Origin of the sequence: Comamonas denitrificans (assembly GCF_042654745.1) — a bacterium.
In the GTDB taxonomy this organism is placed as follows: domain Bacteria; phylum Pseudomonadota; class Gammaproteobacteria; order Burkholderiales; family Burkholderiaceae_C; genus Comamonas; species Comamonas denitrificans.
The window spans coordinates 14632-37104 of the sequence record NZ_JBHSEY010000010.1; the positions used below are offsets into that span (position 1 = coordinate 14632).

22 protein-coding genes are annotated in these 22473 nt (G+C 61.8%); 14 read left to right on the forward strand and 8 right to left on the reverse strand.

The window, feature by feature from the left end:
• Positions 1–29 precede the first annotated feature (29 nt).
• Positions 30–815 carry an SAM-dependent methyltransferase gene (locus ACFO24_RS02000; protein WP_377736534.1) on the reverse strand — a complete coding sequence of 262 codons (786 nt, stop codon included), beginning with the start codon at positions 813–815 and terminating at the stop codon, positions 30–32.
• Entirely contained in the window at positions 812–1432 is a 621-nt protein-coding gene (locus ACFO24_RS02005) for a Maf family nucleotide pyrophosphatase (protein WP_377736535.1), read from the reverse strand. The genes ACFO24_RS02000 and ACFO24_RS02005 overlap by 4 nt, the downstream gene beginning before the upstream one ends.
• Before the next feature lie 28 nt (positions 1433–1460).
• On the opposite strand from ACFO24_RS02005, the gene ACFO24_RS02010 reads away from it, so the two are divergent.
• From ACFO24_RS02010 to ACFO24_RS02075, 14 genes are all read left to right on the forward strand, one after another.
• A complete protein-coding gene (locus tag ACFO24_RS02010) occupies positions 1461–2021 on the forward strand; it encodes a YceD family protein (RefSeq protein ID WP_377736537.1) in 561 nt (186 codons plus the stop codon).
• Positions 2022–2115: 94 nt separating this feature from the next.
• On the forward strand, positions 2116–2298 hold the full coding sequence (gene rpmF / locus ACFO24_RS02015; protein WP_207573806.1) for a 50S ribosomal protein L32: 183 nt from the start codon (positions 2116–2118) through the stop codon (positions 2296–2298).
• Positions 2299–2393: 95 nt separating this feature from the next.
• Entirely contained in the window at positions 2394–3446 is a 1053-nt protein-coding gene (plsX, locus tag ACFO24_RS02020) for a phosphate acyltransferase PlsX (RefSeq protein WP_377736538.1), read from the forward strand.
• Positions 3443–4432: a beta-ketoacyl-ACP synthase III gene (locus tag ACFO24_RS02025; RefSeq protein ID WP_377736539.1), complete on the forward strand. Its 990-nt coding sequence runs from the start codon at positions 3443–3445 to the stop codon at positions 4430–4432. Before plsX ends, ACFO24_RS02025 begins: the two co-directional genes overlap by 4 nt.
• Before the next feature lie 56 nt (positions 4433–4488).
• On the forward strand, positions 4489–5433 hold the full coding sequence (gene fabD, locus ACFO24_RS02030) for an ACP S-malonyltransferase (protein WP_207573809.1): 945 nt from the start codon (positions 4489–4491) through the stop codon (positions 5431–5433).
• Positions 5430–6167: a 3-oxoacyl-ACP reductase FabG gene (gene fabG / locus ACFO24_RS02035; protein WP_207573810.1), complete on the forward strand. Its 738-nt coding sequence runs from the start codon at positions 5430–5432 to the stop codon at positions 6165–6167. Before fabD ends, fabG begins: the two co-directional genes overlap by 4 nt.
• Before the next feature lie 116 nt (positions 6168–6283).
• Positions 6284–6523, forward strand: coding sequence for an acyl carrier protein (acpP, locus tag ACFO24_RS02040; protein ID WP_207573811.1), 240 nt, complete (start codon positions 6284–6286; stop codon positions 6521–6523).
• A 45-nt stretch (positions 6524–6568) separates the two neighbouring features.
• Positions 6569–7813 (forward strand): beta-ketoacyl-ACP synthase II, encoded by a 1245-nt coding sequence (gene fabF, locus ACFO24_RS02045; protein WP_207573812.1) that lies wholly within the window; start codon positions 6569–6571, stop codon positions 7811–7813.
• Positions 7814–7911: 98 nt separating this feature from the next.
• Positions 7912–8400, forward strand: coding sequence for a hypothetical protein (locus ACFO24_RS02050; protein WP_377736540.1), 489 nt, complete (start codon positions 7912–7914; stop codon positions 8398–8400).
• A gap of 20 nt (positions 8401–8420) precedes the next feature.
• The gene (gene rpoE, locus ACFO24_RS02055; protein WP_377736541.1) at positions 8421–9050 is read left to right on the forward strand and encodes an RNA polymerase sigma factor RpoE; all 630 of its coding nucleotides are present in this window, start codon (positions 8421–8423) and stop codon (positions 9048–9050) included.
• Between the two features lie 38 nt (positions 9051–9088).
• Positions 9089–9793: a sigma-E factor negative regulatory protein gene (locus tag ACFO24_RS02060; RefSeq protein WP_377736542.1), complete on the forward strand. Its 705-nt coding sequence runs from the start codon at positions 9089–9091 to the stop codon at positions 9791–9793.
• Between the two features lie 64 nt (positions 9794–9857).
• The gene (locus ACFO24_RS02065) at positions 9858–10643 is read left to right on the forward strand and encodes a class I SAM-dependent methyltransferase (protein WP_207573816.1); all 786 of its coding nucleotides are present in this window, start codon (positions 9858–9860) and stop codon (positions 10641–10643) included.
• A gap of 248 nt (positions 10644–10891) precedes the next feature.
• Entirely contained in the window at positions 10892–12208 is a 1317-nt protein-coding gene (locus ACFO24_RS02070) for a DUF3422 family protein (protein WP_207573817.1), read from the forward strand.
• A gap of 40 nt (positions 12209–12248) precedes the next feature.
• The gene (locus ACFO24_RS02075) at positions 12249–13061 is read left to right on the forward strand and encodes an SDR family oxidoreductase (protein ID WP_377736543.1); all 813 of its coding nucleotides are present in this window, start codon (positions 12249–12251) and stop codon (positions 13059–13061) included.
• A 536-nt stretch (positions 13062–13597) separates the two neighbouring features.
• Here ACFO24_RS02075 and ACFO24_RS02080 read toward each other — a convergent pair.
• The 6 genes from ACFO24_RS02080 to ACFO24_RS02105 all read right to left on the reverse strand — a co-directional run bounded on the left by ACFO24_RS02080 (position 13598) and on the right by ACFO24_RS02105 (position 22353).
• A complete protein-coding gene (locus ACFO24_RS02080) occupies positions 13598–14497 on the reverse strand; it encodes a DMT family transporter (RefSeq protein WP_377736544.1) in 900 nt (299 codons plus the stop codon).
• Between the two features lie 114 nt (positions 14498–14611).
• The gene (locus ACFO24_RS02085) at positions 14612–16249 is read right to left on the reverse strand and encodes a Na/Pi cotransporter family protein (RefSeq protein WP_207573820.1); all 1638 of its coding nucleotides are present in this window, start codon (positions 16247–16249) and stop codon (positions 14612–14614) included.
• Positions 16250–16319: 70 nt separating this feature from the next.
• A complete protein-coding gene (gene lspA / locus ACFO24_RS02090; RefSeq protein WP_377736545.1) occupies positions 16320–16826 on the reverse strand; it encodes a signal peptidase II in 507 nt (168 codons plus the stop codon).
• 110 nt (positions 16827–16936) lie between these two features.
• A complete protein-coding gene (gene ileS / locus ACFO24_RS02095) occupies positions 16937–19819 on the reverse strand; it encodes an isoleucine--tRNA ligase (RefSeq protein WP_377736546.1) in 2883 nt (960 codons plus the stop codon).
• A gap of 110 nt (positions 19820–19929) precedes the next feature.
• Complete coding sequence (locus tag ACFO24_RS02100; protein ID WP_377736547.1) at positions 19930–20988, reverse strand: bifunctional riboflavin kinase/FAD synthetase; 1059 nt, start codon at positions 20986–20988, stop codon at positions 19930–19932.
• Between the two features lie 15 nt (positions 20989–21003).
• Entirely contained in the window at positions 21004–22353 is a 1350-nt protein-coding gene (locus tag ACFO24_RS02105; protein ID WP_377736548.1) for a methyltransferase domain-containing protein, read from the reverse strand.
• Between the last annotated feature and the right edge of the window lie 120 nt (positions 22354–22473).

Sequence of the window (22473 nt, forward strand, 5' to 3'; positions counted from 1 at the left end):
GCTCTTTTTATATTGTCTTCCTGGCCAGCTTACTGGCCAAAAGCAAAAACAGTGGGCGTGTGCTTGGCCGGTGCCCAGTCTTTGGTGCGCCAATCGGCCACGCTGCGCGATTGGATATCGGCCTCTGCCAGGGTCAGGCCGCTGGCCACGGCCAATCGGGTGGTGGGTTGCAAATGCGCCAGCAGTGCTTGCCACAGGGCAGGGTTGCGGTAGGGCGTTTCAATAAAAATTTGCGCTTGCCCGGTTTTGAGGCTCAGGCTCTCAAGCTGGCGGATGCGCTGGCTGCGCTCGCCTGCGTCTTGCGGCAAATAGCCTTGAAAGGCAAAGCTTTGGCCATTCAAACCGCTGGCGGCCAACGTCAGCAGCAACGACACCGGCCCCACCAAGGGCAGCACCTGCGCCCCCATGTCGTGCGCGGCCCGCACCACCGAGCTGCCCGGGTCGGCTACTGCCGGCATCCCGGCCTCGCTGAGCAAACCGACATCGTTCCCGGCCAGCAGCGGCGCCAGCAGGGTTTGCGCCCCCCAGCCTTGGGCTGCGCTGCCGGCGTGGTCGCCTTTTTTATGCACATGGCGCGGCAGCTCTTGAATGGAGTGGCTTTGCAGCGGTGCGGACAAGGGAATCAGGGCATCAATGCGCTTTAAATAAGCGCGGCAGCTTTTGGCGTTTTCGCACACCCAATGGGTCAGCTGGGCGGCCCGCTGCAACGTGCCGCTGGGCAGCACCGCCTCCAGCGGGGCCTGGCTGGCGCAGCCAAAGTCCAGCGGCGCTGGCACTAAAAACAAGCGGCCCAGGGGTGGTTTGGGCGTGCTCATGGCAACACCACTCCAGCCTGGCGCAGCAAGCGGGCGGTGGCAATCAGCGGCAGGCCAATCAGGGCCGTAGGGTCGTCGCTGTGGATGGCATCCAGCAGGCTGATGCCCAGGCCTTCGCTTTTGGCGCTGCCGGCGCAGTCATACGGTTGCTCCAAGCGCAGATAGCGCTCAATTTCTGCATCGCTGAGGTCGCGAAACTGCACCGTCACCTGGCTGGTGTGGCTTTGGCAAAAACCGCTGTGTTGGCAGACCACGGCCACGGCCGTGTGAAACACCATGCTGTGCCCGCGCATGGCCTGCAATTGCGCCACGGCTTTGGCGTGGGTGCCGGGTTTGCCCAAGGCCTGGCCATGCAGATCGCACACCTGGTCCGAGCCAATGACGATGGCCTCTGGATGCGCCGCTGCGACGGCTTGGGCTTTGGCCAGCGCCAGGCGCTCGGCCAGCTGCAACGGCGCTTCGCCCGGCAAGGCCGTTTCATCCACCAGCGGCGCGATGGCGGTAAAGGGCAGGCGCAGGCGCTCGAGCAATTCACGCCGGTAGCGTGAGGTGGAGCCCAAAATAAGAGGGCGGGCTGCAGATGTGGAGGGGGAAGAGGGGGGGGAGAGGTCAGGCATGGGGCAGATTCTCTTACACTGCCGCCCTATGTCGAAAGAATCCAAAGCATTCAACGTTCAGCACCTGGACATCGCCGCATTTGCCCAAGGCGAGCACACCCTGCAGGGGCAAACCCCCTTGGCCGCCTACCCCCGTTTTGCCGAAGAAGTTTTGGGCGACCCTGCTGCCGAAAGCGTCACTTGGCATGCCCAGGGCCAGTGGCAGGCGCAAACCGGTGGCGCAGGCCATGCGTGGCTGGTGCTGGAAGTGCACACCCAGGCAACCTTGACCTGCCAGCGTTGCCTGCAACCGGTCGAGGTGCCTTTGGAAGTGCAGCGTGATTTTCGTTTTGTCAAAGACGAAGCCACCGCGCAAGCCCAAGATGACGACAGCGAAGAAGACCTGCTGGTGATGAGCCGCGATTTTGATCTGCAAACATTGATTGAGGATGAGCTGCTCATGGCCTTGCCCCTGGTGCCGCAGCATGGCATCTGCCCGCAGCCGCTGGCGTTTGATGATGCGGCTGCCCACGTGGAAGATGCGCCCGAAAAACCCCATCCCTTTGCAGCCCTGGCGCAATTGCGCAAGGCAGGCGGTAGCGCAGATTAAGTTTGGGCTATAATCGCAGGCTTCGCGCGAAACCCTCGTGTCTTTAATGGGCTGCTCGCGTTTTTTACCAACCCCTTAAGACCCAGGAGCCACCATGGCTGTTCAACAAAACAAAAAGTCCCCTTCCAAACGCGGTATGCACCGTTCGCACAATGCACTGACCACTCCGGGCACTGCTGTTGAGGCGACCACGGGCGAAGTGCACCTGCGTCACCACATCAGCCCCAATGGTGTGTACCGTGGCCGCCAAGTGCTGAAAAACAAAGCCGAAGCTTAAATACCAGCATTGGCTGCCCCAACAAAGCCCGCAGCTACCCTGTAGCGCGGGCTTTGCTGTTTGGTGGTGCCTAGAAATAAAGCAAAGAGTTACCGATGATCACTTTAGCCGTCGATTGCATGGGGGGCGACCATGGCCCTCGGGTTACCTTAGAGGCGTGTGAAAAATTTTTAGCGACCCATGCCGATGCGCAATTGCTCCTGGTGGGCAAGTCTGAGGTGCTCGCCCCATGGGTCAGCCGCCCCCGGGTGACGGTGATCGAGGCCAGCGAAGTGGTGGCCATGGATGACCCGATAGAGATAGCGCTGCGCAAGAAAAAAGACTCTTCCATGCGCGTAGCGATTCAGCAGGTCAAAGATGGCAAGGCTGATGTTGCCGTATCTGCTGGCAATACCGGCGCTTTGATGGCGATTGCACGCTATCTTCTGAAAACCATCGAGGGCATTGATCGCCCAGCGATTGCCAGCCAAATGCCCCAAGAAAAAGGCGGTGCCACCACTGTCTTGGATTTGGGGGCCAATGTGGATTGCCAGCCCGAGCATTTGCTGCAGTTTGCCGTCATGGGCGCGGCCTTGGTGTCCGCCCTGCAACCGGGTGGGCCCGAGCCCAGTGTGGGTTTGCTCAATATTGGGGAAGAGGCCATCAAGGGCAATGAAACTATCAAGCGCACGGGAGAGCTGTTGCGCTCTGCCGGGCAGGCCGGGGCGCTGAATTTTTACGGCAACGTCGAAGGCAACGATATTTACAAAGGCACCGTTGATATCGTGGTCTGCGACGGTTTTGTCGGCAACGTTGCCTTAAAGGCCAGCGAGGGCGTGGCGGGCATGATTGTCGGCGGCTTGAAGCATGAATTTAAACGCAACATTTTCACCAAAATGGCCGCTATCGTTGCTTATCCGGTGCTAAAAGCGCTGATGGCGCGCATGGACCATCGCCGCTACAACGGCGCGGCCCTGCTGGGTTTGCGCGGCCTGGTGTTCAAAAGCCACGGCTCGGCCGATGCCCGCGCGTATGAGCACGCGCTCAATCGTGCGTATGATGCGGCCCGCAACCAGCTGCTGGACAAAGTCCGGGGGCGCATTGTTGCCGCTGCTCCGCTTTTGGCAGCAGCCACCACTACGGCCAGTGCCGCTGAAGCCTTGTTATGACCTCTGTTTCTCGTTTTGCGCGCATCACCGGCACCGGTAGCTATTTGCCACCGCGCCGCATTACCAACCATGACCTTGTTGCCGACTTGGCCCAGCGCGGGGTGCAAACCTCGGATGAATGGATTGTTGAGCGCACCGGCATCCACGCCCGCCACTTCGCCGACGAAGGGGTGACCAGCAGCGATTTGGGCCTGCAAGCCAGTTTGCAAGCCATTGCCGCTGCGGGCATTGCGGCGCAGGACATTGACCTGATCATCGTGGCCACGTCCACGCCGGACATGGTGTTTCCCTCTACCGCCGCCATCTTGCAAAACAAACTGGGCATCACCAATGGCTGCCCAGTGTTTGATGTGCAAGCGGTGTGCAGCGGCTTTGTGTATGCGCTGACGGTGGCCGATGCCATGATCCGCGCCGGCAATGCCCGCCGTGCCTTGGTCGTGGGGGCCGAGGTCTTTAGCCGGATTTTGGATTTCCAGGACCGCACCACCTGCGTTTTGTTTGGCGACGGTGCGGGCGCGGTGGTGTTGGAGGCTTCCGATACCCCAGGCATCTTGGCCAGCGATCTGCATGCTGACGGCCGCTACACCGACATTCTGTGCGTGCCCGGCCACGTCAGCGGCGGCAAAGTGTTGGGCTCGCCCCTGCTCACCATGGATGGGCAAGCGGTGTTCAAACTGGCTGTTGGCGTGCTGGAAAAAGTCGCTCATGCCACCTTGGCCAAAGCCGGTTTGGATGAGCGGGCCATCGACTGGCTGATTCCGCACCAGGCCAATATCCGCATCATGCAAAGCACGGCCCGCAAGCTCAAGCTGTCCATGGACAAAGTGATTGTCACCGTGCATGACCATGGCAACACCTCGGCGGCCTCGATCCCCCTGGCCCTGGATTACGGGGTGCGCTCTGGGCAGGTGCAGCCGGGGCAAAATGTCCTGCTCGAAGGGGTGGGCGGTGGCTTCACCTGGGGTGCGGTTTTGGTAAAAATGTAGCTGCTAACGCTTTACTGGTAAGCGTTAGAGCCTTGTTTTATTAAAAATTTTAGACGATGAAAAAATTTGCTTTTGTCTTTCCGGGCCAAGGCTCGCAAGCCGTCGGCATGTTGGATGCCTGGGGCGACCACCCTGCCGTGCGCCAAGCCGTGCAAGAGGCCTCGGATGCCCTGGGTGAAGACCTGGGCGCACTGATAGCCCAGGGCCCCAAAGAGGCGCTGGCCCTGACCACCAACACCCAGCCGGTGATGCTGCTCGCGGGCGTGGCGGCCTGGCGCGTTTGGCAGGCCGAAGGCGGGGCGCTGCCCGATGCCGTGGCCGGGCATTCGCTGGGGGAATATTCCGCCTTGGTCGCCGCTGGGGTGTTAAGCCTGGGGCAAGCCATTCCCCTGGTGCGCCTGCGGGCGGCAGCGATGCAGGCGGCGGTGCCGGTGGGTGTCGGTGCCATGGCTGCGGTATTGGGTTTGGATGCCGAGAAGGTCAAAGCCGTGTGCGCCCAAGTCACGGCCGATTTGGGCGGTGCTGAGGTTGTGGAAGCAGTGAACTTCAACGATCCCGGGCAAACCGTGATTGCAGGCTCAAAAGCCGCCGTGGATGCTGCGGGAGCAGCTATGAAAACTGCAGGAGCCAAGCGCGCTTTGCCGCTGCCGGTCTCGGCGCCGTTTCACTCCAGCCTGATGCAGCCAGCGGCCGAGCAATTAAAAGCCGCGTTGGCGGGCATTACCTTTGCCGCCCCTCAAATCGACGTGATCAACAACATTGACGTGGCCGTGGTGCACGAAGGGGCGGCCATTGCCGATGCTCTGTACCGCCAGGCTTTTGGCCCGGTGCGCTGGGTCGAAAGCGTGCAAGCCCTCAAGGCCCGAGGCATCACCCACGTGGTGGAGTGTGGCCCGGGCAAAGTCTTGGCCGGCATGGTCAAGCGCATTGATGCCGACCTGATCGGCGCCGCCCTGTACGACCCCGCCACCTTGGCAGAAGTAAAGGAGTTACTCGCATGACACAAGCTACCCCCCGTATTGCCTTGGTGACCGGTGCCACCCGTGGCATTGGTGCCGCCATTGCCCAGGAGCTGGCCCAGCGTGGCTACACCGTGATTGGCACCGCCACCTCCGATGAGGGAGCCCAGCGCATCAGCGCGGCCCTGATCGACCAGGGTGGCCGTGGCGTGAAGCTGGATGTGAATGACGCGGCCAGCGTCGAGGCTTTGTTCGATTCCATCGTGAAAACCGATGGCGGCCTGCACGTGTTGGTAAACAACGCCGGCATCACCAAAGATCAGCTGGCCATGCGCATGAAAGATGACGAGTGGGATGCCGTGCTGGACACCAATTTGAAAGCCGTATTCCGACTTAGCCGTGCGGCTATTCGCCCGATGATGAAGCAGCGGTTTGGCCGCATCATCAGCGTCACCAGCGTGGTTGGCAGCATGGGCAACCCCGGTCAGGCCAACTACGCCGCCGCCAAAGCCGGGGTGGCTGGCATGAGCCGCGCCCTGGCGCGTGAGCTGGGCAGCCGCAACATCACCGTGAACTGTGTGGCACCGGGCTTTATCGCCACCGATATGACAGCGGTGCTGCCGCAAGAGCAGAAAGCCGCCTTGGCGGCCCAAATTCCGCTGGGCAAGCTGGGTGACCCTAGTGATATTGCCCATGCCGTGGCGTTTTTGGCATCCAACGAAGCAGGCTACATTACGGGCCAAGAGTTGGCGGTGAATGGCGGCATGTACATGTAATTGCCATTTGCGCATGAAGTTATGCCGTTTCCTCGCGACGGCAAGCCGTTTTCAGCAAGCCCTGCTGATGCGGCTAGAATCGCGGGTTCATTTCTACACAACCCCTGAGGGAAACCATGAGCGATATTGAAACACGTGTCAAAAAAATCATTGCTGAGCAACTCGGCGTTGAAGAGTCTCAAGTCACCAACGAAAAAGCCTTTGTGGCCGACCTGGGTGCCGACTCGCTGGACACAGTGGAACTGGTGATGGCCCTGGAAGATGAATTCGGCATCGAAATCCCCGATGAAGATGCTGAAAAAATCACCACGGTGCAAAACGCCATCGACTACGCCAACACCCACCACAAGGCTTAAGCCTTTGGGCTTGTGTCTGCCAGCGATCAGTAAAGGTTAAAACGCATGAGCCGTCGTCGCGTTGTCGTGACCGGCCTGGGTTGCATTAGTCCCGTGGGTAACACGGTACAAAGCGCCTGGGCCAATATCTTGGCCGGTCAATCCGGGATTGGCCTGATTACCAAGTTCGATACAGAGGCTTTTTCCTGCAAGATTGCAGGCGAAGTCAAAGGCTTTAACGTCGAAGAGTACATGAGCAGCAAAGATGCCCGCACCATGGACTCCTTCATCCATTACGGGATCGCCGCAGCCGAACAAGCCGTGAAAGACGCTGGCTTGCCCACGGGCGAAGCCTTGTCGGAAGAGCTGGCCACGCGCATTGGGTGCGTGGTGGGTTCGGGCATTGGCGGTTTACCGCTGATCGAAAACACCCAGATCGAGCTCTCCCATCGCGGCCCGCGCCGCATTACCCCATTTTTTGTGCCCGCCTCCATCATCAATATGGTGGCTGGCCATGTTTCCATGCGCTTTGGCTTTAAAGGCCCCAACCTGTCGGTCGTCACGGCCTGCACCACGGGCCTGCACTGCATTGGTGAAGCCGGGCGCATGATCGAATACGGCGATGCCGACATCGTGGTTGCCGGGGGGGCCGAAGCCACGGTTTCGCCCCTGGGCGTAGGCGGTTTTGCCGCCATGCGGGCCTTGTCCACGCGCAACGATGATCCGGCCACCGCCTCGCGCCCCTGGGACAAAGACCGCGATGGCTTTGTGCTGGGCGAAGGCGCTGGCGTGCTGGTGCTGGAAGAGTACGAACACGCCAAAGCCCGTGGTGCCAAAATTTACGCTGAATTAAGCGGTTACGGCATGAGCGCCGATGCCGGGCACATGACGGCCCCCAACATGGACGGCCCGCGCCGTGCCATGCTCAATGCCATGCGCAATGCCGGGGTGAATCCCGACCAAATCCATTATCTGAACGCCCACGGCACGTCCACCCCGCTGGGCGACAAGAACGAAACCAACGCCATCAAAGCCGCCTTGGGTGATGCCGCTTACCAAACCGTGGTCAGCTCCACCAAATCCATGACCGGCCACCTGCTGGGCGGTGCTGGTGGGATTGAGAGTGTGTTCACTGTGATGGCGCTGCATACACAGAAAATTCCGCCCACGATCAATCTGTTCAACCAAGATCCCGAGTGCGATCTGGACTACTGCGCCAATACCGCCCGCGATGCCAAGATTGAAGTGGCGCTGAAAAACAACTTTGGCTTTGGCGGTACCAACGGCTCTTTGGTTTTCAAGCGCGTTTAACGCCCACCGCTGCAGCGCTCGACCCAGCCAGTCTTGTCGATGCCAGCTGTTTTCAACTTCACCCGCTTGGCCGAAAGGCCCAAGCGGGTTTTGTCGTTATGACGCTGCGCCACCACAGCCCGCCTGCCGTCACCGTGCAGGTCGGCCCTGGGTGGCTGCTTGGTGCCGCGCTGCTGGTGCTGGCCTGTTTGGGCTTGGCCGCCGTGGCCTATGTCGGCTGGGCCAGCAGTGGGCGGGTGGCGCTGGGGTTGTTGGCGGTGTGGGCGCTGGGTGTGTGGGGGGCCAGAAAGACCTGGCGCCATTTGCCGCGTGGCCGTTTGCGCTGGGACCGGCAGGCATGGTCGTGGCAGGCGAATGCCGATGGTGATACCGCTGGTGCTGCTGCAGAAGAAAAATGTATAGCTATTACCGCTTTAAAAGTGGCCATAGATATGCAAATAGCCCTTGGATTGCACGTAAAAACAGACGTGGGCAGCTATTTTTTCTGGGTCCAAGCACCGTCATCGCGCCACCCTCATGACTGGTTGGCGCTGCGCCGTGCGGTATATTCCAGCCCTTCTTGGATGCTGCAGCCGCCGGTGCAGTGAGAAGCCCTTTTTTTGACTGCATGAACGCACCTTCTTTGCCCCTCTCATCGAACGACAGTGATATGCAACTGGTGCGGCGCACCGTGGCCGGGGATCAGCGGGCGTACGAGTTGCTGGTGATCAAATACCAGCGCCGCATTGAGCGGCTGATTGCCCGCATGGTGCGGGACCATGATCTGGTGCAAGACATTGCCCAAGAAACTTTTTTGCGTGCCTACCGGGCCCTGCCGCAGTTTCGCGGCGAGGCGCAGTTCTACACCTGGCTGTACCGCATTGCGGTAAATACGGCGAAAAAATTCTTGATGGATATGCGCCGCGATCCGGTGCTGACCGAAAGCGCGTTGGCTCCGGCGCAAGACGATGATGAAACTTTTCGCAACCGGCACGAACCAAGCACGGACGAGACGCCCGAGACCATTTTGGCCGCGCAAGAAATTGCCGCTGCGGTGCAAGAGGCCATGGCGGCCTTGCCCGAAGAATTGCGCCAAGCGGTGACGCTGCGCGAAATCGAAGGGCTGAGCTACGACGAAATCGCGCAGGCCATGGCTTGCCCGATTGGCACGGTGCGCTCTCGCATTTTTCGCGCTCGCGAGGCGATTTCTGCACGGGTCAAACCGATGCTGGAGCGCCAAACGGGCAAGCGCTGGTAACAGGGGATGCGGGCTGTCCGCAAACAGCAGGTAGAACCATGAAAGACGATGTTGTAAATACACAGGAGTTGCTCTCGGCCTTGGTCGATGGCGAATTGACTGGGCCCGAGCTGGAGCAGGCCTTGGCCTTGGCCGAAGATGCCCAGGGCCAGGCCAATTGGCAGCTTTACCACCTGGTGGGCGATGTGCTGCGCTCGCCCGATTTGGCGCACCACAGCCAGCACGATTTGCTTTCGGGGCTGCGGGCGCAATTGGCGCAAGAGCCGCCTTTGCAAGCGCTATCGGAACCGGTAGCGGAAACAGCAGCAGAAACAGCAGCAGAAACGGCCGCTGAATCGGTATCGGCCCCGCGGGTGGCAGTGGCTCCTGGTGTTTTGGAGCAAGTGCAAGCGCCGGCCTTAGCGTCGGCCCAGCAGCGCGACCCGGCGGCCAATGCCTCGGTGTTTCGGTGGAAATTGGCGGCCGGTTTTGCCTCAATCGCTGCCGTGGCGGCGGTGGGCTGGCAAGTGCTGATGGTGCAAGCCCCCACGGCTATCGCCCCGCAATTGGCACAAACGGCCGCCCCGAATGTGGTGGCCGTGGCGGCCCAGGATGGCAAAACGGTCATGCTGCGCGATCCCAACCTGGATGCTTTGCTCACATTGCACGAGCAATACGGCACCCGCCCCAGCTTGCAAGTGCCGGCGGAGTTTTTGCGCAATGCCGGCTTGGCGCATACTTCGGCCCAGCGTACTGCTCCCTAGGGAGCACTCGAATTTTTCTTTTCTCCTCGGGGCCTGCGGGCCCCGTTGTTATTGAGGCGGTGTTGTGGTCACTCGTAAAAAAAATAAAGCAGCGGTCGATTTGCCGGCGGTCAGCGTTTCCGAAGGCGACATCGCCCGCTACCTGCACCTGGGCACGCCCTGGGTGCAAGGCTCGATGCGGCTCAAAGACCCCTACATGCTGGATTTGGAATATGTGCAGCGCATGGTCGCCTGGCTGCTGTTTACCCCGGCCGATGAGGATTTGACGGCTTTGCAGGCCGTGCAGTTGGGCCTGGGGGCCGCGGCGCTGACCAAGTTTCACTACAAAACGCTGGGCATGCGCACCACGGCCATCGAGATCAACCCGCAGGTGATTGCCGCCTGCCGGGGTTGGTTCAAACTGCCGCCGGACAACGAACGCCTGCAGGTGCTGCAGGCCGATGCGGGGGAGGCGATTCGCCACCCCGATTGGCAGGGCGCGGTGCATGCCTTGCAAGTGGATTTGTACGACCACGAAGCGGCCGCGCCGGTGCTGGACAGTGCCGAGTTTTATGCCGATTGCCGCGCCATGCTCACCCCGGAAGGCTGCATGACGGTCAATCTCTTTGGTCGGCGCAGCAGCTACGCCCGCAGTCTGGAGAAGATTTGCACGGCCTTTGGGGCTGAAAACGTTTGGGCGTTTAAACCCACGCGCGAGGGCAACACCATCGTGCTGGCCCTGCGCGTGGCCCAGCCGCACGATGTGCTGCAGCTGCAAGCGCGGGCGCAGGCGGTGCAGGCGGCCTACCAACTGCCAGCGACCAAATGGGTGAAAGTGTTGCGCCCCGTCGCCGAAAGTGCGCCCGGCTAAGAACGCGAACACGTTCTAAGAACGTGTTCATGATCTCGAATGAAGGTGTGGGGGATGCGGTTCGGGATGGATTGCGAGGCGCAAACCACAGCAATAGCTTGGCTATTGCGAGGATTTGCAACGACGCAGACCGCCCGAAGCCGCGCCCGCACACCCATGAGGAGATCGTGAACACGTTCTAAGGGCGGATGTGTAAGCTTCATCGCGCACAATTGCGGGTTCTTCCCAGGTTTCAAGGTTTTGCGCCCATGCCAGTTGTGTCTTTGCCCGCCCAGCACCCGCAACGTGCCTCGCTGCACAACGAGATTCACGCCCGCCCGCCCGAGTCAATTGCCGCGCCCACCGCGCTGACCCACTTGGTCATGGTCTGCGACAGCGCCCAGCGCGAGGCCAGCCGCCAGCATTTGGCCGCCTTGTTGCGCGACCACCACCGCAGCGTTCCGGATGAGCACACCACCCATGTGCGCGTCGATGTGGGCGGCTTTCGCCTGCGTTGGGAGCTGCACACCGAGTTTGTCAGCTGGACGTTTCAAGTCCCCCTGCCCAGCGATGTGCTGCTGGACACGCGCAGCCCGCCCACGGCGGCAGAAGAGGTGCCGCAAGCCTGGCTGGCCGCCTTGCCTGGGCACAGCCTGGCGTGTATCCATTTGTGGATTGTGCAAACCGCCCAATGTGGCCCAGGGGGCCTGGCCCAGGTGGTGGAGCACATGCTCAATACCGACACCTTGGCCGGCTCCTTGGTACACCGGGGGCAAACCCAGGTGTGTACCGACTTTGCCATCCATGCCGATGGCTGCTCGCGCATGCTGGTGCAGCCGGGGCCGGAGATTTCGGCCCCGCGCCTGGGGCGGCTGGTGCAGCGTCTGCTGGAGATGGAAACCTACCGCATGATGGCCCTGCTGGCCATGCCGGCGGCCCGCCATGCGGTGGCGGTGCTGGGCAAGGCCGAGCAAGAGCTGGCCGAGCTGGCCCAGGCAATTCGCCAGGCCGATCGCCAGTCCGAGCCCGCGCTGCTCGATCGCCTCACGCGCCTGGCCGGGCAGGTGGAGAGCGAATACGCCGCCAGCCACGCCCGCTTTTCGGCCAGCCGAGCGTATTTTGAGCTGGTCGAGAAACGCATTGTGGATTTGCAGGAAGAGCGCCTCTCAGGCTTTTTGAGTTTTCAAGAATTCATGGCGCGGCGGCTGACCCCGGCCCGCAGCACCTGCGAATGGGCCGCGCGGCGGCAAAACGCCTTGTCTGAGCGCGTCTCGCGCGTGAGCAATTTGCTGCGCACCCGCGTCGAGATCGAGCAGCAGCAAAGCAGCCAGCAGCTGCTGGGCAGCATGAACGAGCGCCAGGCCATGCAGCTCAAACTGCAATCGACGGTGGAGGGCCTGTCCGTGGCCGCCATTACCTACTACATCACCGGCCTGATCAGCTATTTGGCCAAAGGGGCGCACCGCCTGGGCTGGCCGCTGTCGGCCGAGAGCACGGCGGCGCTGGCCATTCCGGTGGTGGCCTTCTCGGTGTGGTGGAGCTTGCGGCGCTTGCACCACCGGCTGTTTGGCAAACACCATCAATAAAGAAGCCAACAATCAGGGTTTTTCAGCAAGGAGAGCAAGCATGGATTTAGGTATTGCCGGTAAATGGGCGCTGGTGTGCGCCGCCAGCAAAGGGCTGGGCTTTGGCTGTGCGCAGGCGCTGGTAGCCGAAGGCGTGAACGTGGTCATCAATGCCCGCACCGCAGGCCCGTTGCAGCAAGCAGCTGAAAAATTAAGAGCAACTGCCGCAGACTGGGCAAGGGCCAGTGGCCAAAAACCCCCTCAAGTCATTGCCGTGGCCTGCGACATCACCACGCCCGAAGGCCGCGCTGCGGTGGGGGGGCCAGGGGTGAATGTGGATATTTTGGTGAACAACGCCGGTGGGCCGCCGCCCGGCGATTTTCGCGATTGGCAGCGCGACCAGTGGATGGCCGCGGTCGATGCCAACATGCTCACCCCCATCGAGCTGATCAAGGCGGTGGTCGATGGCATGGCGGCGCGCGGCTTTGGCCGCATTGTGAACATCACCTCCAGCGCGGTGAAAGCGCCAATTGACATCCTGGGCCTGTCCAATGGGGCCCGCAGCGGCTTGACCGGTTTTATCGCCGGGCTGGCCCGCTCGGAGCTGGCCGCCAAGGGCATCACCATGAACAACCTGCTGCCCGGAAAGTTTGATACCGACCGCCTGCAAGCCACCTTTGTTGGGGGCGCGGCCAAAACGGGGCAAACCCCCGAGGCCTTTCGGGCCAGCCAGCAGGCCCTGGTGCCCGCCCAGCGCTTTGGCACAGCGGCCGAGTTTGGTGCGATTTGTGCGTTTTTGTGCAGCCAGCAGGCTGGGTATGTGAATGGGCAAAACATCTTGGCCGATGGTGGTTTGTACCCAGGCACGTTTTAAGAACGTGTTCATGATCTCGAATGAAGGTGTGGGGGATGCGATTCGGGATGGGTTGCGAGGCGCAAACCACAGCAATAGCTTGGCTATTGCGAGGATTTGCAACGACGCAGACCGCCCGAAGCCGCGCCCGCACACCCATGAGGAGATCGTGAACACGTTCTAAGGCTCCCCACGGGAGGGTTTAAAACAGAAGCTGCTTGCGCTGGTGATTATTGGGTTTGAAGGTTGAAATGACTGAAAACTCAATGTTTGCTTACGCTAGCAGCTTTCTTTTTTGATTTTGGGGCTGTTGGCCGGGACTCGCCCCGGCAGGCGACCTCCTTTCTTGCCCGCGCAAGAAGGGAGGCAAAGAAGGCGTGTGGCAGCAGCCTGGCACCGCAGAACTCACTTCGCGCCTGCGGCGCTGCGTTCGGACAGCTGCGGTGAGTCAGACGGGAAGCGCTTGTGCGGTGAAAACGGCCACGCCCTGGCCGATGCGCTGTTGGGGTGAGTAGGGTGGGCGGCTGCGCTGGCTGCGCAGCTGCAGGGGCTGATGCTTAGCGGCGCGAGGCCACCAAAATGCCGCCGACGATCAAGACAAACGCCCCGGCGTGGTACAGCTGCGGCGCTTGCCCCAGCACCAGCACCGACAAGATGGCGGTAAACAGCGGGATCAGGTTGGCAAAAAAGCCGCCCACCGTGGGGCTGGAGCGGCGCACCCCCGCGCCCCAGAAGCGGTAGGCCAAAATGGCTGGGCCAATGGTGATGAACACCAGCGCCGTTATCAGCGGCCAGCCCAGCACCAGGTGAAAAGCCCCCAGGCTGGCTTCAGTGGCCGTGAACAGGCCCGACCACAGCACGCCAAACAGCACCTGGGCGAACAAAAACTGCGCCCAGTCGCTTTTAAATTCTTGCGGGCCGGGGGCTTTGGTCAGCAGCCAGGTGTAGAGCGACCAAATCAGCGTGGCCAGCAGCATGAACAGGTCGCCAGGCACCAGTTGCAGGTGGCGCAGCACCTCGATGTCCCCCCGGGTGAGCACCAGCACCACCCCGCAAATCGAGAGCAGCGCCCCCAGAATCTGGCGGCCATTGATGGCGGTGCCCCAAAACAGGCGACCCAGCCCCAGCATCCAAATGGGCATGCTGGCGCTGACCAGGGTGACGTTGAGCGGGCTGGAGGTTTTTAGCGACAGATACAGCAGGCTGTTGTAGCAGCCGATGCCCAAAAAGCCCAGCACGGCATACGACTTCCAGTGCGGCCACAGTGGGCCGTCTTTTTTCAGCACGCGCCAGGCAATGGGCAGCAGCAGCACGCAGGCGGCGGCCCAGCGGATAAAGTTCAGGGTAAAGGGCGAGATCAGCTCGTAAATCAAGCGCCCGACGATGGCGTTGCCCGCCCACAGCAGGGCGGCGGCGGTTAAGAGGGCAACCGTGCCCAGGTTCAAAGGTGCAGTCATTGCGCGAATGCTAACGCCGGGCTGGGCCAGCGCAGGCCAGCGTGGCAGGAAAGATGGCGGGCTTGCCCAGCCACTGGGTGTGCAGCCGCAGCGGCCTGGCGGCTGCGGCAGCGGCTACAAATCTTTCAGGCGTGGCTCGATCAGGCCGGCGGCCTCCAGCACCGGGTAGGCCAGTGAGCACAGCAAGGAGTTGATGCGCTTGAGGTCGCTGATCATGTCAATGTGCAGGGCGCTGGTTTCAATGCTTTTGACCTTGCCGTCGGACAGGCGGTTTAAATGGCTGGCGGCGTAGGCCAGTTCCAAATCGCGAAAACGCGCTTTTTCTTTGAGCAGGCGCTGGGCATCGCGCACATTGCCGTTCAAAAAGACGCTCATCGCCAGGTGCAGGTTGGCCACCAGATGGGCGTGCATTTCGTTGATCTCCTCGAGCCCGGCGCTGGAGAAATCCCGGCCTTTTTTGATTTTTTTGTCTTCGATCTCTTGCAGGATGCGCTCAACCAAATCGCCCACCTGCTCCATGTTGATGGTGAAGTTGATCACCTCGGTCCAGCGCTGGCCCTCGCGCTGATCGAGTTCGGCGCGGGAGATTTTGGTCAGGTAGTACTTGATGGCGGAATACAGGTCGTCCACCCGGTCGTCCAGCGTGCGCAGCTCTTGGGCCAGGGTGGCATCGTTGTCTTCCCAGACTTTTTTCAGGCCCACGAGCATGGTTTCGACGATGTCGGCCTGGTGCAGGGCCTCGCGGGCTGCACAAGAAATGGCCAGGGAGGGGGTGGCCAGTGCCGAGGTGTCCAAGTGGTGCGGCCGGGTGGAGGAGAGGGCGGCCACCTCGGGCGGCAGGATTTTTTCGACCACCCGGGCAAAGTGCCCGGTAAATTGCACACACAGCAGCGCCACCACCAGGTTGAACAGCAGGTGAAACAGCACCACCTGGGCACCGATATTGGGCACCAGCGGGGCAATGTAGGTCAGCCAGGGTTGAATCAGCCCGACCATGGCCACCACGCCAACCACCTTGAACAGCAGGTTGCCCAGCGGCACCTGGCGCACTTGCACACTGGATTTGAGCGTGGTCAGCAGGGCCAGCATGCCGCTGCCCAGGTTGGCCCCCAGCACCAGCCCCAGGGCCACATCGCCCGGAATGCCGCCCGAGCCGGCCAGGGCCGACACCAGCAGCACGGTGGCCAGGCTGGAGTAGGAAATGACGGCCAGCACCGCGCCGGTGATGATCTCCAGCGTGATGTCGCTGGTGACGGCCAGCAGCAGCGTGCGCACCGTCTCGGACTGGGTGAGCACCAAGGTGGCCTCGGTAATCAGCCGCAGGGCCAGCAGCATCAGCCCCAGGCCGATCAAAATGCGGCCAACGCGCCCGGCGGTGGTGTCTTGGCGGGCCACAAAGAGCACCACGCCGGTGAAGATGCACAGCGGCGACAGCCAGGACAGGTCCAGCGAGAACACCACCGCCATCAGGCTGGAGCCCACATCCGCCCCCAGCATGATGACCAGGGCCGAGGTCAGCGAAATCATCCCCTGCCCCACAAAGGCCGAAACAATCAGCGCCGTGGCCGTGCTCGACTGCACGATGGCCGTCACCCCCACGCCCGAGAGCAGGGCCGTCAGCCGCGTGCTCACGCCCCGGGAGATGAGCTGGCGCAGGTTGGCACCAAACACGCGCAAGATGCCCGTGCGCACCATCTGGATGCCCCACACCAGCAGGGCAATGGCGGCCAAAAGATTGAGTAAATGCTGCATAAACCCTAAGAAATCAAGCCCGCCAATATACGCCGGGGCGAACAAGCCCGCTGGCAGCTGGGCCGCCCACTCACGGCGCGGCGGGCTTGCTGCGGCGGCTGCGCAGCAGCTCGTCCAGGATGAGCAGGGCCGCGCCCAGGGTGATGCCCATGTCGGCCACGTTGAAGGCCGGAAAGTGGCGGCTGCCCCAGTAAAAGTCCAAAAAATCGACCACGTAGCCGTGCATCAGCCGATCGATCACGTTGCCAATTGCCCCGCCCAGGATGCTGGCCAGCGCAAAGCAAAACAGCTTTTGCGTTGGGTATTTGCGCAGCTGCCAGGTGATCAGCACCGTGGCCCCCACGCCGATGCCGACAAACAGCCAGCGCTGCCAGCCGCCGTGGTCGGCCAGAAAGGAGAAGGCCGCCCCGGTGTTGTGCGCCCGCACGATGTTGAAAAAGCTGGTGACGGGCGTGCTGTCCCACAGCGCGTAGTGGCGCAATATCCACTGCTTGGTCAGCTGGTCGAGCACCAGAATCAGCAGCGCCCAGGCCAGCCAGGGCCAGATGCGGGGGCGGGAAGGGGAAGAGGTGTGCATAAATCAATAGCTTGTTCCGCTTTTAAAACAAGCATTTCAAGGTGTTTTTGCCCTGAAACGCTTGTTAAATCAGCGGTAGCAGCTGTTTTATTTGATCTGATTGAATCGGCTTAGGCAATGCTGCGCACTTCGCCGCTGCCGTGCAGGTTGCTGTCGCAGCGCCCGCACAGGGTGGGGTGCTCGGGGTTCACGCCCACGTCGGCGCGGTAGTGCCAGCAGCGCTCGCACTTGGCGTGGTGGCTGACTTGCACCTGCACCGCCAGCGCGTCGCCAGCCTGCACCTGCGCGGCGCTGGTGATGAGGACGAACTTCAAATCCTCGCCCAGCGATTGCAGCAGGGCCAGGTCTTCGGGCGTGGCGCTCAGGGTCACCTCGGCCTGCAGCGAGGCGCCAATGTGGCCGGCCTCGCGCTGGTTTTCGATTTCCTTGTTGGTGGTGTCGCGGATGGCGCGGATGCGTTCCCACTTGGCCAGCAGCGCCGCATCGCCCGCAGGCAGGGTGGGGTAGGTTTCCAAAAAGATGGAAGGGCTGCCGCCGCCGACAATCTTCCAGGCCTCTTCTGCGGTGAACGACAGGAAGGGTGCCATCCAGCGCAGCATGGCGTGCAGGATTTGGTGGAGAGCCGTCTGGGCGCTGCGCCGCGCCACGCTGCCCGCAGCGCTGGTGTAGAGGCGGTCTTTGAGCACATCCAGGTAAAAGCCGCCCAAATCCTCGGAGCAAAACAGCTGCAGCTTGGCCACCACGGGGTGAAATTCGTACACCTTGAAGTGGCCCAGCACCTCGGCCTGAAATTCGGCCGCGCGGGCCAGCGCCCAGCGGTCAATCTCCAGCATCTGCGCGTAGGGCACGGCATCCTTGGCGGCATCAAAATCGCTGGTGTTGGCCAGCAAAAAGCGCAGCGTGTTGCGGATGCGGCGGTAGGCATCGACCACGCGGGCCAGGATTTTGTCGTCAATGGCCAGATCGCCCGAGTAGTCGGTCGAGGCGCACCACAGGCGGATGATTTCCGCGCCCATCTTGCTGCTGACCTCTTGCGGCGAGACGGTGTTACCCAGCGATTTGCTCATTTTCTTGCCCTGGCCATCCACCGTGAAGCCGTGCGTGAGCAGCCCCCGGTACGGTGCGCGGCCAAAAATGGCGCTGGCCAGCAAGAGCGAGCTGTGGAACCAGCCGCGGTGCTGGTCGTGGCCTTCCAGGTACAGGTCGGCCTCGGGGCCTTCGTCGTGGTGCATGCCGGCGTGCGTGCCGCGCAGCACGTGCCAGAAGGTGCTGCCCGAGTCGAACCACACTTCCAGAATGTCCAGGCTTTTGGTGTAGTGCGGTGCGTCTTCGGCCCCCAGGATGTCTTCGGTGGTGACGCGGCTCCAGGCTTCGATGCCGCCTTGCTCAACAATGCTGGCCGCCTGGTCGATGATTTCCATCGTGCGCGGGTGCAGCTCGCCCGAATCGACGTGCAAAAAGAACGGCAGCGGCACGCCCCAGCTGCGCTGGCGCGAGATGCACCAGTCGGGCCGGTTGGCAATCATGTCGCGCAGGCGGGCCTTGCCGTTTTCGGGGTAAAAGCTGGTGTTTTCGATAGCTGCCAGCGCAATCTGGCGCAGCGTTTGTGCCGGTTTTTGTGCTGGATCGGTGAACACGCCTTCGCCCTCGTCCATGCGCACAAACCATTGGGCGGCAGCGCGGTAGATCACCGGCGATTTGTGCCGCCAGCAGTGCGGGTAGCTGTGCGTGATGCCGGCGGTGCCCACCAGGCGGCCGGCCACCTTGAGGGCATCAATGATCAGCGGTACGGCCTTCCAGATGGGCTGGCCGCCAAACAGCGGAAAGTCGGCCGCGTACTGGCCATTGCCTTGCACGGGGTTGAGGATGTCGTTGTACGCCAGCCCGTTGCCCACGCAGCTGTTGAAGTCGTCCACCCCGTAGGCCGGGGCGCTGTGCACGATACCCGTGCCGTCTTCGGCGGTGGCGTACTCGGCCACGTAGATGGGCGAGAGGCGGTCGTAGCCCGGGTCCACATGGGCCAGCGGGTGCTTGAAGGGCAGGCGATCGAGCTTTTGCCCCACGGCAGTGGCCACCACCTGGCCGCTGATGCCCCAACGCTGCAGGCATTTTTCCACCAGGGCGCTGGCCAGGATGAGCAGGCCGCGCTCGGTATCGACCAGGCTGTATTCCAGCGCGGGGTTTACGTTCAGCGCCTGGTTGGCCGGAATCGTCCATGCGGTGGTGGTCCAGATCACGGCAAAGGCGGGTTTGTCCAGCTTTGCCAGACCGAAGACCGCAGCCAGTTGCTCCGGCGCGGCCGTGGGGAACATCACGTCCAGGGTCTGGCTGGGCTTGTCGGCATATTCAATTTCAAACTCGGCCAGTGAGCTGGCGCAGTCAAAGCACCAGTACACGGGCTTCAGGCCGCGGTAGATAAAGCCGCGCTCCATGACCTTTTTCAGCGCGCGCAGCTGGTGCGCCTCGCTGGCGAAGTTCATGGTTTTGTAGGGGTGGTCCCACTCGCCCAGCACGCCCAGGCGCTGGAAGTCGGCCATCTGCTGGGCAATCTGCTCGGTGGCAAAGGCGCGGCCCTTGGCCTGCATCTCGTCGCGCGGCAGGTTGCGGCCATGCAGTTTTTCGATGGCGTTTTCAATGGGCAGGCCGTGGCAGTCCCAGCCGGGGGTGTACAGCGCATCAAAGCCCTCCAGTTGGCGGCTTTTGACGATCATGTCTTTCAGGATTTTGTTCATCGCGTGGCCGATGTGGATTTGGCCGTTGGCATACGGCGGGCCGTCGTGCAGGATGAATTTGGGCGCTCCCTGGCGGGCAGCCCGCAGTTGCTTGTAGATGCCTTGCTCGTCCCAGTCCTTGGCCCATTGCGGCTCGCGCTTGGGCAGGTCGCCGCGCATGGGAAAGGGCGTGTCAGGCATGTTCAGCGTGGCGCGGTAGGCGCTTTCATTGCCGCTTTTGGGGGCGTTTTTGGCTTTTTTCGGGGATTGCTGTTCGGACATGAAAAATCTTTCTCGCTTCAAGGCAAAGCCCAGGGCGGGGCCTGGGCTGGAAATTCAGGGGGAGGAAAACCGGAAGGGCCGGTGCAAATGGGTGAAGGTGATGCCCGGCATCAAATTCGGTCGCGCGTGGTCTGGCGCTGGGTTTGTGCGGGGGCGACATCGTTGCCGCTGCGTTGGGCAGCAAAAAAGGCGCGGGCATCCAAGCAGTCTTGCGCGATGCCCCGGGTCAGCGCATCCAGGCTGTCGTATTTCAGCTCGTCGTGCAGTTTGTGCAGCAGTTCCACGCGGATGATTTTACCGTAGCCCCCATCACCGCCCAGGTGCGGCGGCCAGTCCAGGCAGTGGGTTTCCAGCAGCACGCGCCCGCCGTTCACATCGTTGGGGTCGAGCGAGGGGCGGATGCCCAGATTGGCCACGCCCGGCAGGGGCTGGTCCGTCAAACCATGCACCAGCACGGCGAAGATGCCGCTGGCAGCGGGCTTCCAGTGGTCAAAGCGCAAATTCAAGGTGCGAAAGCCATCGCCCAGGCCGGGGGCGCTTTCGGCCAGCTTGCGGCCCAGCTTGCGTCCGTGCACCACATGGCCGCTGATGGTGTAGGGGCGGCCCAGCAGGCGCTCGGCCCCGGCCATGTCGCCTGCGGCCAGGGCGGCCCGCACTTCGGTGCTGGAGACGCGCACGCCGTGCACTTCATAGCTGTTCATGCGGGCCACTTCAAAGCCCTGCGCCTGGCCGATGCGGTCCAGCAACTCGTAGTCGCCCGCCCGCTGGGCACCAAACCGAAAATCATCGCCCACCAGCACGTAGCGCGCGCCCAGGCCGCCGAGCAGCACCTCGTCAATAAAGGCCTGGGGGCTCAAGCTGGCCAGCGCGTGGTTGAACGGCAGGATCACCACCTGATCGAGTCCGCACACGCGCAATTGCGCCAGCTTGTCGCGCAGCGTGCCCACGCGGGCCGGGGCCAGTTCGGGCTTGCCCAGCACCTTGGCAAAGTAGTCGCGCGGGTGCGGCTCGAACGTCACCGCGCAACTGGGCAGGCCGCGCTGGGCGGCCTCGGCCCGCAGCAGCCCCAGCATGGCCTGGTGGCCACGGTGGACACCGTCAAAATTGCCGATGGTCAGGGCGCAGGCCGGGGCTAGGCCGGTTTGCCGGTAACCGAGAAAAATCTTCATGCCAATCGTTGCGCTTTACGTCTGGTCAGTGCCAGCCTCAGGCTTGTATGCCGTCACCAGTAAACCCGATACAGGCTGTCCCGCCTCTTGGCGCAAGATCAACTCCTCTACCGTCGTCTCCAGACCCACTTGTGCGCACAAGGCTTCGATATGGCTGCGTTTGTGGGCATAGCGTCCATTGGCCTGCAGAATCAGATCTGGCCCGTCTTCAGGGGCAATTTCGCATGAGAAGTACAGCACCCCACCAGGGAGCAGGATGCGCTGGGCATTGGGCAATGCAGCCGTCAAATCGCCTGCATAGATAAATACATCTAGTGCTGTCAGTACGTGGTACAGCCCATCTGGGGTGGCTTGCAAGGCATCGTGCAGATTGACCATGTGAAAGCGGTCGTACACCTGGTGGCGGGCCGCTTGCTCAATCATCTTGTGCGCTACGTCCACACCAATCAGGTGGCCGTTGAGGCGACCCAGGTATACCCCCAGCAGACCAGTGCCACAGCCCAGGTCGAGCACGTTGATGTCTTTTTGCGGATGGCGCTGGGTGATTTTTTCTGCCACCAGCTTGGGCAGGCGGTACCCCAGTTGGCCCACCATATGCAGGTCGTACCCCTCCGCCATACCATCAAACAAATCACGACTGATTTCAATGGGTTGCTGGTCTGGAGTCTGACCTTGGGTTAATTGGTGCTGGTACGCATATATCGGATTGTCAGGTTGCAATGCCAGCAGGGCGGCCGCATCTTCTTGGGCCTGTGGACTGTTGATTTGGTTTGCTGCGGTGAGTGCTTGCAAGCGACCTTCGAGTGCGTATTGATTGCCTGGGTTTTCTGCTACCAAATCATTCCAAAGCGTTAGCGCTTCTTCGTGCTGACCCAGGGCACTAAGATCCTGCGCCAGCATCCGGCGCAATTCCATATCACCCGGCACCAATTCCAGGCCACGGCGCAGGTGGCGTACAGCCATCTCGGTGTGGCCAGCACGGTGGGCAACATCGATTACTCCAGCCAGAACCTGGATGTTATGAGGCTCCAGCTTCGCCACTTTTTCGGCCAGTTCGATCGCTTGGGGAAATTGGTCGTGGCGGGCATGTAGCAAAGCCGACTCGAGTAGCCCTGGCCCCCAATTGGGAGCCACGTTGAGGCAGCGGCGCATGGCATCAAAAGCGCCTGCCTGGTTGCCTGATTTTTCTGCCATCAGGGCTGCCAACATGAACAGACGAGCATCGCCAGGCAGGATGCGCTGGGCTTGATTCAAAGTTTGCGCTGCTTGCTTGAGCTGTCCCTGGCTGATCTGGCGGCGGGCAGTTTCAAGATGTTTGCGAATTGGGTCGGCAAAAGGGCCTTGGAGGGGGCGGCCAGTGGTCATGAACTGAGACTTTCAAGTGTAAGCAAGCAAAAGGCGAGGCTGACTGCTGGTAGACAGCAAAGCTCACGATTATCACAGGGAAGGGGATGGTGATTGCACAGCTTGCTGTCTAGTGGGGCG